Source organism: Pedococcus sp. (assembly GCF_036554925.1).
Classification (GTDB): Bacteria; Actinomycetota; Actinomycetes; order Actinomycetales; family Dermatophilaceae; genus Pedococcus_A.
Genome location: NZ_DATBMI010000198.1, coordinates 1 through 13085 on the forward strand (window position 1 = coordinate 1; position 13085 = coordinate 13085).

Below are 13085 nucleotides of genomic sequence, written 5' to 3' on the forward strand. Positions count from 1 at the left end.
TCCACCGCCACCGTCAAGCTCGGCGCCACCCTCGAGGACGGCCGCACCGTCGAGTTCTCCGCCAGCGGCACCGTCATCACCTTCCGCGGGTTCCTCGCCGCCTACGAGGAGGGCCGCGACGACGACGGCGGTCGCAGCGCCCAGGCCCAGGAGGAGGAGCGCCGGCTGCCCAAGCTGAGCGAGGGCGTGGCGCTCACCGTCGTGCGCGCCGAGGCCGACGGCCACGAGACCAGCCCGCCGCCGCGCTACACCGAGGCGACGCTGGTGAAGGCCATGGAGGAGAAGGGCATCGGCCGTCCCTCCACGTACGCCTCGATCCTGGGCACGATCCAGGACCGCGGGTACGTCGGCAACCGCGGCTCCGCCCTCATCCCGACCTGGCTCGCCTTCGCGGTGACGCGGCTGCTGGAGGAGCACTTCGGCTCCCTGGTCGACTACGACTTCACCGCCTCGATGGAGGAGGACCTCGACCGCATCGCGGGCGGAGAGGAGCACCGGGCGGAGTGGCTGGCCCGCTTCTACTTCGGCGACGAGGCCAGGACGATGGAGGGGCTGCGCCACCTCGTCGAGGACCTCGGCGAGATCGACGCGCGGGAGATCTCCACCATCCCGATCGGCGACGGCGTCGTGGTGCGCGTCGGCCGCTACGGCCCGTACGTCGAGGAGACGTCACCCGCGGGCGTCGACCTGTCCACGGGTGAGGTCGAGGAGGGGGCCAGCGGACAGCCGCGCCGCGCCACGATCACCGACGACATCGCCCCCGACGAGATGACGCCCGAGAAGGCCCGCGAGCTGCTCGAGCAGGCCTCCGACGACGGCCGGGTGCTCGGCCAGGACCCCGAGACCGGTCGTGAGATCGTCGCCAGGGCGGGCCGCTACGGCCCGTACGTCACCGAGGTGCTGGACGAGGAGACCGCGGCCCTCAAGGGCAAGAACAAGGTCAAGCCGCGCACCGCCTCGCTGTTCAAGGACATGGACCTCGCGACCCTCGACATCGACACCGCCCTGAAGCTGCTGTCGCTGCCGCGGGTCGTCGGCACCGACGCGGAGGGTGTGGAGATCACGGCCCAGAACGGCCGGTACGGCCCGTACCTCAAGAAGGGCACCGACTCCCGCTCGCTGGCCAGCGAACAGCAGCTCTTCGACATCACCCTGGACGAGGCGCTCGCCATCTACGCCCAGCCCAAGCAGCGCGGCCGCGGCGCCAGCACGGCGCCGCTGAAGGAGCTCGGCAACGACCCGGTGTCGGGCAAGCCGATGGTGGTCAAGGACGGCCGGTTCGGCGCCTACGTCACCGACGGTGAGACCAACGCGACGCTGCGCAAGGACGACGACCCCGAGTCGATCACGCCGGAGCGTGGTGCCGAGCTGCTCGCCGAGAAGCGCGCGAAGGGCCCGACGACCCGCAAGCGGGCGGCCAAGAAGTCGACGACGAAGAAGGCGGCCAGCAAGAAGACGGCGGCGAAGAAGACCACGGCGAAGTCCGCGACCAAGAAGGCCTGAGGTCGCCATGGCGCTGGACCCGTCGACCACGCGTGCGCTGGACCACCGGCTGGCGGTCGAGCAGTCCGAGCAGCGGCTGCCGTCCGTCGCCGCCGGCCTGGTGCGCGACGGCCGGCTGGTCTGGTCCGGCGCGGCCGGGACGCTGAACGGGCGCTCCGACGGTCCGCCCGCGGACGCAGGCACCCAGTACCGCATCGGGTCGATCACCAAGACCTTCGTCGCCGTCGAGGTCCTGCGCCTGCGGGACGAGGGTCGGCTGGACCTCGGCGACGCGGTCAGCCGGCACGTGCCCGACGCGCCCCAGGGGCACGTCACCATCGCCCAGCTCCTCTCGCACACCTCCGGCCTGCAGGCCGAGACCTCCGGACCGTGGTGGGAGCGGGTGGCCGGGGGGTCGTGGGCGGACCTGGTGGCCTCGCGCCCGGAGCTGAAGTTCCGTCCGGGCGCGCGGTTCCACTACTCCAACGTCGGGTATGCCGTGCTCGGCGAGCTCGTGGCCCGGCTGCGGCAGGAGCCCTGGGACCTCGCCGTGGCCGGCTCGCTGCTCGAGCCGCTCGGCATGGGGCGCACGAGCACACGGCCGCAGCCGCCCGCCGCGGAGGGCTGGGGCGTGCACCCGTTGGCCGACGTGCTGCACGTCGAACCCGAGCACGACGCCGGGGCCATGGCGCCGGCCGGCCAGTTCTGGTCCACGGTCGAGGACCTCGCCCGCTGGGCGGCGTTCCTCGGCGGGGAGACCGCCGGCCTCCTCGCCGCGGACACCCTCGCGGAGATGTGTCTTCCCATCGCCGTCAACGACGTGCCCGGCGCGGCCTGGACCGGCGCGCACGGCCTCGGGTGGCAGGTGTGGAACGTCGAGGGCACCCGCTACGCCGGCCACGGCGGCTCGATGCCCGGCTTCCTCGCCGGGCTGAGGGTCGACACCGCCACCGGCGACGGCGCCGTGGTGTTCGCCAACGGGACCTCCGGGCTGCGCCAGACACTCATCGGCGACCTGATGGACACCCTCGCGGAGCGTGAGCCGCTGCCGCCGAGCCCGTGGTCGGCCGACGCCGAGCAGGCGGCCTCGCTCGAGCTCGTGGGCGACTGGTACTGGGGCACGAGCGGCTACACGCTGTCGCTGTCCCGCGAAGGCCACCTCGTCCTGGGTGAGCCCGGCGTCGCCCGCGGCTCGCGCTTCCGGCCCACCGAGTACGGCTGGGTGGGCCTCGACGGCTACCACGAGGGAGAGACCCTCAGCGTCATCCACGACGCGGCGGGGCACGTCTCGCACCTCGACCTCGGCTCGTTCCGGTTCACGCGCACTCCCTACGACCCGGCGGCCGACATCCCGGGCGACGTGCACCCCGCTCGCTGGCACTGAGGCGCTGAGGCGCTGGCACCGGGGCACCGGGGCACCGGGGCACCGGGGCACCGGGGCACGGGGGGTGTCGAGGCACTGGGCGGCACCGACGGCATACCGCTGGGTGTGTGAGCCCGGAACATGTCCACGCCGGTTTATGTGGACGGACCCGCCATGTCAGCGGCGAGGGGCCGGCTCTAGTGTTCACGAGAACCTGAGCCAGCGCCCGCCGGCTCAAGCCCGCACAAGGAGGTGCCGGTGCCCAGCGAGGCCCCCGCAGCCGAAGCCCTGCTCGAGACGCGCTCACTGACCAAGGAGTTCCGCGGCTTCAAGGCCGTGTCCGACGTCAGCCTGGGCGTGGCCGAGGGCACGGTGCACGCGCTCGTCGGCCCCAACGGCGCCGGCAAGACCACCCTGTTCAACCTGCTCACCGGGTTCCTCACGCCGAGCTCGGGTCAGATCCGCTACCAGGGCCGCGACATCACCGGGATGCAACCGGAGCAGATCGCCCACCTCGGCATCGCCCGCTCGTTCCAGATCACCAGCCTCTTCGACCAGATGACCCTGGTCGAGCACCTCGAGCTCGCGCTGGCCTCGCCCACCGGGCTGGGCTACCGCTTCTGGAAGTCCTCGAAGCAGATGCGCCAGTTCCGCGAGCGCTCCCTGGAGCTGCTCGAGCAGGTCGGCCTCGGCGACCGGGCCGGGCAGGCCGCAGGATCCCTCGCCTACGGCCAGAAGCGCGCGCTCGAACTCGCCCTCGCCCTCGCCCTGGACCCGAAGCTGCTCCTCCTCGACGAGCCGACGGCCGGCATGGGCATGGAGGACGTCGACCGCACCATCGCCCTCGTCAAGAAGGTGGCGAGCGGCCGCACCGTGATCTTCGTCGACCACAACATGCACGTCGTCGGGTCGCTCGCCGACACCGTGACCGTGCTGCAGTCCGGCCAGGTCCTCGCGGAAGGGACGTACGAGCAGGTGCGCAACGACGAGAAGGTCATCACGGCCTACCTGGGGCAGGCCGGTGACGCGCATGTCTGACGACAGGACGGCTCCGGTGCTCGAGGTCGAGGGCGTCTCCGCGTGGTACGGCGAGGCCAGGGTCCTCACCGACGTCTCGGTCAGCGTCCGGGCGGGCGAGGTCGTGACCCTGGTGGGCCGCAACGGCGCCGGCAAGACCACCCTCCTGCGCTCGATCATGGGGCTGCACCGCCAGGTCGAGGGCGCGATCCGACTCGACGGCCGGGAGCTGGGCAGGAGCTCGCCGGACTCGCGCGCCAAGGCGGGCCTCGGGTGGGTGCCCGACGACCGTGGCATCTACGCCAGCCTCACGGTGGAGGAGAACCTCACCCTGCCCCCTGTCACGAGCAAGGACGCCTGGAGCCTCGAGCAGGTCTACGAGCAGTTCCCCGTCCTGCACGAGCGCCGGGACTTCCCCGGCACCAAGCTGTCCGGTGGCGAGCAGCAGATGCTGGCCATCGCGCGAGTCCTGCGGATGGGCTCGCGGCTGCTCCTGCTCGACGAGCCCAGCGAGGGCCTGGCCCCCGTCATCGTGCAGCGCATCGGCGAGATCATCCGCCAGATCAAGGCCCAGGGCGTGGCCGTCCTCCTCGTGGAGCAGAACGTCGCGTTCGCCTCCACGGTCGCGGACCGCCACTTCCTGCTGGCTCAGGGGAAGGTCGTCGAGTCGCTGGACAACGACGCGTTCCAGGCCCGCACCACCGAGCTGCTCGAGTACCTCGGCATGTAGCACCCGCTTCACCGTCTCACCACGCCTCAACACGCCTCACCAGCACGGCACACGACATCCCAGGAGGGGACATGCGCAGCAAGAAGACCATCGGACTGGCGGCAGCAGCCGTCAGCGGCAGCCTGGTGCTCGCCGCGTGCGGGGCCGGGGGCCCCAGCGCCGCCAGCGGCAAGATCAGCGACGACAAGGTCGTCCTCGGCCTGCTCAACGACCAGTCCGGCGTCTACAAGGACCTCTCCGGGCCCAACAGCAAGGTCGCCATCGAGATGGCGGTCGCCGACTACAAGGCGAAGTACGGCGACAAGGCCGTCGCGAAGAACATCGAGATCGTCATGGCCGACCACCAGAACAAGCCGGACATCGCCAACACCAAGGCCCAGGAGATGTACGACCGGCAGAAGGCCGACGTCATCCTCGACGTCCCGACCTCCTCGGCAGCGCTCGCCGTCGCCACCCAGGCCAAGACGAAGAAGAAGCTGCACATCAACATCAGCGCCGGCACCACCGCGCTGACGGGGAAGTCGTGCAACAAGTACACCTTCCACTGGGCCTACGACACGTTCATGCTGGCCCAGGGCACGGGCGCCACGGCGGTCGAGAACGGCGGCAAGAACTGGTCGATCGTCTACCCCGACTACGCCTTCGGCCAGGACATGAACAAGCAGTTCACCAACGCCGTGCAGAAGGCCGGCGGCACCGTGCAGCAGTCGATCCCGACGCCGTTCCCGAACGACAACTTCGCCACGTTCATCACCAAGGCGGCCTCGTCCAACCCCGACGTCGTCGGGATCATGGCCGCGGGCGGCGACCTCATCAACTTCGTCAAGCAGTACAACCAGGCCGGGATGAAGGACAAGGCGCAGCTCGCCGTCGGCCTGATGTTCATCACCGACATCCACAGCCTCGGGGTCGACCAGTTCGAGGGCACCCAGTTCACCGACGCGTGGTACTGGAACTTCGACGAGAAGAACAAGGCCTGGGCCGACAAGTTCAAGGAGAAGGCGAACACCCGGCCGTCCTTCGCCCACGCCGCGAACTACTCGGCCGCGCTGAACTACCTCGAGGCCGTCCAGGAGGCCGGCACCGACGCCTCCGACGACGTCGTCGCCAAGCTCGAGGGCAAGAAGATCGACGACGTCTTCCTGCGCAACGGCGAGATCCGCAAGGAGGACCACCGCGTCCTGCACGACGCCTACCTGGTCAAGGTCAAGTCCAAGGACCAGGTCAAGGAGGAGTGGGACTACGAGGAGGTCGTGAGCACCATCCCGGCCCAGGAGGCGTTCAACTCCGTCTCGCCCGACTGCAAGATGTGACCTGACCCTTCACGGACCGGCCGGTATGCCGCGTGGGCACGCCCGCGGCATACCGGCCCCCGGAGGGGCCCCCTGAGATCCAGGAGCACCATTGAGCGCGTTCATCCAGTACACGCTGCAGGGCCTCGCGGCCGGAGGGTTCTACGCCCTCGCCGCCCTCGGCCTCGCCGTGATCTTCGGCGTCCTGGGCGTCGTCAACTTCGCCCACGGCGCCTGCTACATGCTCGGTGCCGTCGCGGCGGCGGTCCTGCTCGACACGCTCGGCCTCGGCTTCTGGGCCGCCCTGCCCATCGTCACGGTGCTGATGTTCGGGTTCGGTGTGCTCATCGAGCGACTCTTCGTGCGGTGGCTGCTCAAGCTGGACCCGCTCTACAACTTCCTGCTGACCTTCGGCATCACGCTGATCCTCGTCGACCTCGTCAAGCGCCAGTACGGCGTCTCCAGCCTCCCGTACCAGGTGCCGGCCGGGCTCGAGGGCCGGATCGAGATCGCGGGCGTGGCCCTGTCGAAGTACCAGCTCTTCGTCGCGGTGTTCTCGGTGCTCGTGTGCGTCGCCGTGTGGATGCTGCTGACGAAGACCCGCATCGGGATGATCGTGCGGGCCTCGACCGAGGACGCCGAGCGCTCACGTGCCCTGGGCATCAACGTCGGCCGCTGGGTGACGCCCGTCTTCGGGTTCGGCATCGCCCTCGCCGGTCTCGCCGGGGTCCTGGCGGCGCCCTTCCGCGCCATCACCGCGGACATGGGCAGCAACTTCATCATCATCCTCTTCGCCGTCGTGGTGATCGGCGGCCTCGGCTCGATCCTCGGAGCCGTCGTGGCCGGCTTCCTCGTCGGGCTCGTCGAGGCCTACGGCCAGGCCTACGCCCCCTCGTTCGCGCAGGTGCTCATCTTCGTGCTGATGGCCGCGGTGATCCTCATCCGGCCCTCCGGCCTCTTCGGAAGGGAGGAAGTGGCGTGAGCCAGCAGCTGACGGCCAAGGTCGAGGTCGACCTCCCCGCCCAGCCCGTCCTCGGACAGCGCCGCCCCGGCCTGCGCTGGCTCATGCTGGCTGTCGGCCTGGTGCTCGTGCTGGCCCTCCCGTGGTTCGTCTACCCGCCCGTGGCCATGGACATCGCCGCGTGGGCGCTGTTCGCCATCTCGGTGGACCTGCTGCTCGGCTACACCGGCCTGCTGTCCTTCGGGCACGCCGCCTTCTGGGGCACCTCCGCGTACGCCACCGGGCTCATCGCCATCAAGTCGGGCCTGCCCTTCCCGGTCGCGGTGATCGGCGGTGCCGTGGTCGCCATGGTCATCGCCATCCCGACGGGCTACCTCGCGGTGCGGCGCACCGGCATCTACTTCGCGATGGTGACGCTGGCGTTCGCGCAGATGCTCTACTTCATCGCCAACCAGGCGCGCGACATCACCGGTGGCGAGAACGGCCTGCAGGGAATCCCCAAGACCTTCTTCGGGATCGAGCTCGTCGAGACCGAGGCGTTCTACTTCTACTACGCGGCGATCCCGCTGATCCTGCTCGGCGTGTTCCTGGCCTGGCGCATCGTGAACAGCCCGTTCGGGCGGGTGCTCGTGGCCATCCGCGACAACCCGTCGCGGGCCCGGGCCCTGGGCTACGACGTCGAGCGCTACAAGATCATGGTGTTCGTGCTCTCGGCCGGCCTCGCGGGCCTGGCTGGTGGCGTCTTCTCGATCAGCCACGGCTTCGCCTCGCTCCAGGAGCTGATCTGGACGACCTCGGGCAAGGTCGTGCTCATCACCGTCCTCGGCGGCATCGGCACCCTCTGGGGCGGCCCGCTCGGCGCGGCAGTCGTGGTCCTGCTCGAGGACCAGCTGGCCTCGTCCGGGTTCAACGGCATCGGCATCATCACCGGCACGATCTTCGTGGTGATCGTGCTGGCCTTCCGCCACGGCATCTGGGGCACGGCGCGCAACGGCATCAACGCCTGGATGCGGGGAAGGCGCGTGAAGTCGGGCCAGGGCCTCTAGGCCTGATGACGGAGCCGGGCGCCCTGACGGCGCCCGGCTCCGTCATGCCGTAGGCCGTCGCGCTCGCCACGCGCAGTGGCCGGCCGGTCGCGGAGGCCGACCGCGCGGCATACCCGTGGGGAGAAGGAACTTGACCCTCACGCCGCGTGAGGCGTCACAGTGGGTGCCATGACCGAGAGCACGCAGCAGGTGACGCTGACGGTCGGCCAGGTGGCCGAGCGCTTCGACATCACCGTGCGCACGCTGCACCACTACGACGAGATCGGCCTGCTCAGCCCGAGCGACCGCTCGCGGGCGGGCTACCGCCTCTACACCGAGGACGACCTGGCCCGGCTGCAGCACGTGGTGGTCTACCGGCGGCTGGGTTTCGCGCTCGAGGAGGTCGCGCTGCTGCTGGAGCACCCTGAGTCCGTGGAGCAGCACCTGCGCCGGCAGCGCGCAGCGGTCCTGTCCCGGCTCGGCGAGATGCAGGAGCTCGTCGCGGCCATCGACCGAGCACTGGAGAGAGAGATGAGCAGCGAACGCGCCACCGACCAGGACATGAAGGAGCTCTTCGGCGAGGGCTTCCACGACGCGCAGGCCGAGGCGGAGGAGCGCTGGGGCGAGACCGACGCCTGGCGGCAGTCGCAGGAGAGGACCAAGGGCTACACCAAGGCAGACTGGGAGCAGGTCAAGGCCGAGTCGGATCGCACCCACCAGGCCTTCACCGACGCGATGGACGCCGGCGAGCCGCCGACGAGCGAGGTGGCCATGGACGCCGCCGAGCTGCATCGCGCCTCGATGCAGCGGTTCTACGACTGCGGCTACGAGATGCACCGGGGCCTGGCCGACATGTACGTCAGCGACCCACGGTTCACCGCGACCTACGACGAGATCCGGCCGGGCATGGCGCACTACGTGCGCGACGCCATCCACGCCAACGCCGACCGCCACCAGGCCTGACCACGGACGCCGGCATGCCGCGTGCGCCCGGCGCGCACGCGGCATACCGGCCGTCGCCGGTGGGTCTCAGGCGGGGGTGACGTCGGCGCCGTGCTCGGCCAGCAGCTCGCGCAGCACCGAGCGGTGGCAGCGGGCCTCGTCCTCGCAGTAGCAGCCGACGGCGACGCCCGTCTGGTGCGAGAGCGCGGCGACGAGCTCGAGCAGGTGACGGGCCTGCGGCGCCGCCATCTCCTTGCGGTAGTCGCGGACGAACGCCGACCACTCCCGCTCGGTCTCGGCGTGGAGCGCGCGCGTGACCAGCTCCTGGCTGGGGGCCAGCTCGGGCAACCAGGTGTCGTAGAAGTCCCTCGCGGCGAACTCAGTCCTGGGCACGCCGCGCGGCGGGCGGCGCACCGTGCCGATCCGCAGTCCCTCGCCCTGTTCCCTCGGCTCGCCGAGCCGCACGATCCGCACTGCCATGGCCGGCATCATGGCAGCAGGGGTGCGGCTGGCGGCGATGACGGTGCACTGGCCTAGGCTCGCCCCGTGACGGATGGACTCTTCATCGCCTTCGAGGGCGGCGACGGCGCCGGCAAGTCGACGCAGGTCGCGCTGCTGCGCGAGGCGTTCGAGCGGGCCGGGCGCGCCGTCACCGTGACCCGCCAGCCGGGCGGCACCCCGCTCGGGCAGCAGATCCGTGACCTCGTCCTGCACGGCGACCACGTGGCCCCCCGTGCCGAGGCGCTGCTCTACGCGGCGGACAAGGCCCACCACGTGGAGATGCTCATCCGCCCCGCCCTGCATCGTGGCGACGTCGTCATCACCGATCGGTACGTCGACTCCTCGGTGGCCTACCAAGGTGCCGGGCGGGGCCTGGGAGCACAGGAGATCCACGACCTCAACGTCTGGGCGGTCGACGGCCTGCTGCCCGACCTGACGGTCGTCGTCGACATCCCTGCCGAGGAGGGCCGCCGGCGGCGCGGCGACCTGCACGACCGGCTCGAGTCCGAGGCCGACAGCTTCCACGAGGCGATCCGCCAGCACTTCCTGTCCATGGCCGCCGGCAACCCGCAGCGCTACACGGTGGTCGACGGCACGGCGGCTCCCGAGGCCGTGCACGCCGACGTGATGGGCTGGCTCGAGAAGCTCGGGGTGGTGGGGCATGACGGTCTGGCGTGACGTCATCGGCCAGGACTCCGCGGTCGCCACGCTCCACCGGGCCGCCACCGACCCGGCCGCGATGACGCACGCCTGGCTGCTGACCGGGCCACCCGGCTCGGGCCGCTCGGTGGCGGCGCGTGCCTTCGCCGCCGCCCTGCAGTGCCCCGAGGGAGGGTGCGGGGAGTGCCGGGAGTGCCGCACCGCCGCGGACGGCTCGCACGCCGACGTCGACGTCATCGCGACCGAGGGGCTCTCGATCAAGGTCGCCCTGGTCCGCGACCTCGTGCAGCTCGCCGCCCTGCGCCCGTCGGTGGGGCGCTGGCGGATCATCATCATCGAGGACGCCGACCGGCTGACCGCGTTCTCCGACGCCCCGGCCAACGCCCTGCTCAAGGCCTTGGAGGAGCCGACACCTCGCACCGTGTGGATCCTCTGCGCCCCCTCCGTCGAGGACGTCATCATCACCATCCGCTCGCGCTCGCGCCACGTCCGCCTGCGCACCCCGCCTGCCGAGGCCGTCGCCGAGCTGCTCCAGCGGCGCGACGGGATCGATGGGCCCATGGCGATGTATGCCGCGCGCGCAGCCCAGAGCCACGTCGGCCTGGCCCGCCGGCTGGCCCGCGACGAGGGAGCCCGGATCCGGCGTCGGGACGTCATCGCGCTGGCCGGGAAGATCCGCGGGGTGGGGCACGCCATCGACGCGGCGGCCGACCTCGCGAAGATCGCCGACGAGGAGTCCGGAGCCGCCAGCACCGAACGCGACGCCGCGGAGCGGCAGCGGCTCATGGAGGTGCTCGGGGCCGACCCCGCGGCCCGCACCCAGCCGCCGCACATCCGCTCCCAGGTCGCGGCGCTGGAGAAGGAACAGAAGGCCCGGACCACGCGCCAGGCCCGCGACGTTCTCGACCGCTCCCTGCTCGACCTGCTTTCGATCTACCGCGACGCGCTCGTCCTGCACACCGGGGCGCCCATCGGTCTGGTCAACGAGGACTCCATGGCGAGTGTCCAGCAGCTCGCCCACGCGATGAGCCCGGAGCAGCTGCTCCAGGCGATCGACGCCATCGGGGTGGCCCGCGAGCGCATCGGCCTCAACGTCAACCCGCTGCTGGCGCTGGAGGCGATGGCCCTCTCGCTGCGGCTCCCGGGCTGATCCGACACGTCCTCCCAGCCGGTCCGGCACGCGTGGGTGCGGGTTGCCGGGATACCGTCGGGCCATGAGACCGATGGGCCGCCCCCTGACTGCCGCGATCGCGTTGGTGCTCGCCGTCTCGGGCTGCACGCTGGTGGGTGAGGGTCCCAAGGTCGAGCCGGGGGAGGACTCCGGGGCCACTGCGACCGCGCCCGGCACGCCCCCGCCCGGTTCGGAGGCGCTGGCGTCCTTCTACGAGCAGAAGCTCCAGTGGAGCCGCTGCGCGGGCGGTCAGTGCGCGGACCTCACCGTGCCCCTCGACTACTCGAAGCCGGACGGGGAGACGATCAAGGTCAAGGTGCTGCGGGTGCCCGCCACACGCAAGAACAGCCGCATCGGCTCGCTCGTGGTCAACCCGGGCGGCCCCGGCGGTTCCGGCGTGGAGTACGCCCAGGCGGCGGACTTCATCGTCGGCAAGCCGGTGCGGCAGCGGTACGACGTCGTGGGCTTCGACCCCCGTGGCGTCGGGCGGTCGGCGCCGATCAACTGCGTGGACGACCGCGAGCTCGACCAGTTCCTCGGGATGGACCCGACCCCTGACAGTGACGCCGAGGTGCAGTCGTTCGCGCAGTCGGCCCGGGACTTCGCCGAGGAGTGCGAGGCCAACGCGGGCCCCCTGCTCGGCCACGTCTCGACCGTCGATGCCGCCAAGGACATGGACATCCTGCGGGCCGCCCTCGGCGACGCCAAGCTCAACTTCCTCGGCAAGTCCTACGGCACCTACCTCGGCGCGACCTACGCCGACCTCTTCCCGCAGCTGGTGGGCCAGTTCGTCCTCGACGGCGTCGTCGCCCCCGACCTGACCTCGGCCGAGGTCAACAAGGGGCAGGCGGAGGGCTTCGAGCTGGCGACCCGCGCCTGGGCCAAGGACTGCGTGGAGGAGGGGGACTGCCCGCTCGGCAACTCGGTCGACGAGGTGATGGAGGGCATGCGCGCGTTCCTGAAGGACCTGGACGCCTCGCCCATCCCGTCCGGGGACCCGCACGCGCCGCAGCTCACCGAGGGGTGGGGCTCCCTCGGCATCGCCGCGGCGATGTACGACCAGGGCGCCTGGAGCATCCTGACCGACGCGCTGCGAGCGGCCATCGACGACAACAACGGCCGGGGCCTCATGGAGCTCGCCAACACGTACGCCGACCGAACCGGTGACGGCCGCTACACGGGGAACATCATGGAGGTCATCTACGCGGTGAACTGCCTCGACAAGCCCGACAGCGCCGACCTCGGTGTCTACGAGAAGCAGGCCACCGACTTCGCGGTCGGGGCACCCACCTGGGGCCCGTTCCTGGCCTGGAGCTCGATGCCGTGCGGCTTCTGGCCCATCAAGACCGACAACAAGCCCGAACCGGTCGCGGCCAAGGGCAGTGGCCCGATCGTGGTGGTCGGGACCACCAGGGACCCAGCCACGCCCTACCAGTGGTCCGTGCGGCTGGACCAGCAGCTTGCCAACGGTGTGCTCATCTCCTACGACGGGGACGGCCACACCGCCTACACCCGCAGCAACCAGTGCGTCGACGACGCCATCGACGCCTACTACGTCAAGAGGACGGTGCCGCAGGACGGCCTCAAGTGCTGACGCCGCGGGCCTGAGGGCGACTGGTCACGGTCGGAGGCTGTGCCGACCCATTCTCCGAGCCGGCGATGCCGGTTCGGAGAATGGGCCGGCCATCCGTATACTCATCGTCCGTGCCCCCGGGCACGCGCCGCCTTAGCTCAGTCGGCCAGAGCGATTCACTCGTAATGAATAGGTCAAGGGTTCGATTCCCTTAGGCGGCTCAGATGACGCCCCCGACTCCGGTCGGGGGCGTTTCTGCTGCTCAGCCGCGTCAGGACGTGCCCGCCCCCGCCCGCCCAGCACCGCGGCCTAGGCGGGTGTGCCCAGCGCGATCCGGTTCGGGTCTCAGAGGCCTCGGCCCAGGACGC

At 70.9% G+C, this 13085-nt stretch carries 12 protein-coding genes and 1 tRNA gene; 12 read left to right on the top strand and 1 reads right to left on the bottom strand.

Features of this window, described 5'->3' with window-relative positions:
* The 8 genes from VIB11_RS15435 to VIB11_RS15470 form a co-directional block, all read left to right on the top strand.
* Positions 1-1503: topoisomerase C-terminal repeat-containing protein (locus VIB11_RS15435; RefSeq protein WP_332032315.1), on the top strand; the 1503-nt coding region annotated here is incomplete at its 5' end.
* Positions 1504-1510: 7 nt separating this feature from the next.
* Positions 1511-2866, top strand: coding sequence for a serine hydrolase domain-containing protein (locus VIB11_RS15440; protein ID WP_332032317.1), 1356 nt, complete (start codon positions 1511-1513; stop codon positions 2864-2866).
* A gap of 237 nt (positions 2867-3103) precedes the next feature.
* Positions 3104-3883, top strand: a complete 780-nt coding sequence (locus VIB11_RS15445; protein ID WP_332032319.1) for an ABC transporter ATP-binding protein — start codon at positions 3104-3106, stop codon at positions 3881-3883.
* The gene (locus tag VIB11_RS15450) at positions 3876-4592 is read left to right on the top strand and encodes an ABC transporter ATP-binding protein (protein ID WP_332032321.1); all 717 of its coding nucleotides are present in this window, start codon (positions 3876-3878) and stop codon (positions 4590-4592) included. Before VIB11_RS15445 ends, VIB11_RS15450 begins: the two co-directional genes overlap by 8 nt.
* 71 nt (positions 4593-4663) lie before the next feature.
* Positions 4664-5905, top strand: a complete 1242-nt coding sequence (locus tag VIB11_RS15455; RefSeq protein ID WP_332032323.1) for an ABC transporter substrate-binding protein — start codon at positions 4664-4666, stop codon at positions 5903-5905.
* A 91-nt stretch (positions 5906-5996) separates the two neighbouring features.
* The gene (locus VIB11_RS15460) at positions 5997-6866 is read left to right on the top strand and encodes a branched-chain amino acid ABC transporter permease (RefSeq protein WP_332032325.1); all 870 of its coding nucleotides are present in this window, start codon (positions 5997-5999) and stop codon (positions 6864-6866) included.
* Positions 6863-7891 (top strand): branched-chain amino acid ABC transporter permease, encoded by a 1029-nt coding sequence (locus VIB11_RS15465; protein ID WP_332032327.1) that lies wholly within the window; start codon positions 6863-6865, stop codon positions 7889-7891. The genes VIB11_RS15460 and VIB11_RS15465 overlap by 4 nt, the downstream gene beginning before the upstream one ends.
* A gap of 168 nt (positions 7892-8059) precedes the next feature.
* Positions 8060-8833, top strand: coding sequence for a MerR family transcriptional regulator (locus VIB11_RS15470; RefSeq protein WP_332032329.1), 774 nt, complete (start codon positions 8060-8062; stop codon positions 8831-8833).
* Between the two features lie 66 nt (positions 8834-8899).
* On the opposite strand, the gene VIB11_RS15475 is transcribed toward VIB11_RS15470, so the two are convergent.
* Positions 8900-9292: a DUF488 domain-containing protein gene (locus tag VIB11_RS15475; protein WP_332032331.1), complete on the bottom strand. Its 393-nt coding sequence runs from the start codon at positions 9290-9292 to the stop codon at positions 8900-8902.
* Between the two features lie 66 nt (positions 9293-9358).
* On the opposite strand from VIB11_RS15475, the gene tmk reads away from it, so the two are divergent.
* The 4 genes from tmk (at position 9359) to VIB11_RS15495 (ending at position 12938) form a co-directional block, all read left to right on the top strand.
* The gene (gene tmk / locus VIB11_RS15480) at positions 9359-9991 is read left to right on the top strand and encodes a dTMP kinase (RefSeq protein WP_332032333.1); all 633 of its coding nucleotides are present in this window, start codon (positions 9359-9361) and stop codon (positions 9989-9991) included.
* Positions 9975-11123 (top strand): DNA polymerase III subunit delta', encoded by a 1149-nt coding sequence (locus tag VIB11_RS15485; protein WP_332032335.1) that lies wholly within the window; start codon positions 9975-9977, stop codon positions 11121-11123. Before tmk ends, VIB11_RS15485 begins: the two co-directional genes overlap by 17 nt.
* 64 nt (positions 11124-11187) lie before the next feature.
* Positions 11188-12738 (top strand): alpha/beta hydrolase, encoded by a 1551-nt coding sequence (locus VIB11_RS15490; RefSeq protein ID WP_332032337.1) that lies wholly within the window; start codon positions 11188-11190, stop codon positions 12736-12738.
* A 126-nt stretch (positions 12739-12864) separates the two neighbouring features.
* A tRNA-Thr gene (locus VIB11_RS15495) sits at positions 12865-12938 on the top strand.
* The last annotated feature ends 147 nt before the right edge of the window (positions 12939-13085 follow it).

Bases quoted from the DNA above. Each gene is read 5' to 3' on its own strand.
- VIB11_RS15440 (WP_332032317.1), top strand. From the start codon at position 1,511: ATGGCGCTGGACCCGTCGACCACGCGTGCGCTGGACCACCGGCTGGCG.
- VIB11_RS15450 (WP_332032321.1), top strand. From the start codon at position 3,876: ATGTCTGACGACAGGACGGCTCCGGTGCTCGAGGTCGAGGGCGTCTCC.
- VIB11_RS15455 (WP_332032323.1), top strand. From the start codon at position 4,664: ATGCGCAGCAAGAAGACCATCGGACTGGCGGCAGCAGCCGTCAGCGGC.
- VIB11_RS15470 (WP_332032329.1), top strand. From the start codon at position 8,060: ATGACCGAGAGCACGCAGCAGGTGACGCTGACGGTCGGCCAGGTGGCC.
- VIB11_RS15475 (WP_332032331.1), bottom strand. From the start codon at position 9,292: ATGGCAGTGCGGATCGTGCGGCTCGGCGAGCCGAGGGAACAGGGCGAG.
- VIB11_RS15485 (WP_332032335.1), top strand. From the start codon at position 9,975: ATGACGGTCTGGCGTGACGTCATCGGCCAGGACTCCGCGGTCGCCACG.
- VIB11_RS15490 (WP_332032337.1), top strand. From the start codon at position 11,188: ATGAGACCGATGGGCCGCCCCCTGACTGCCGCGATCGCGTTGGTGCTC.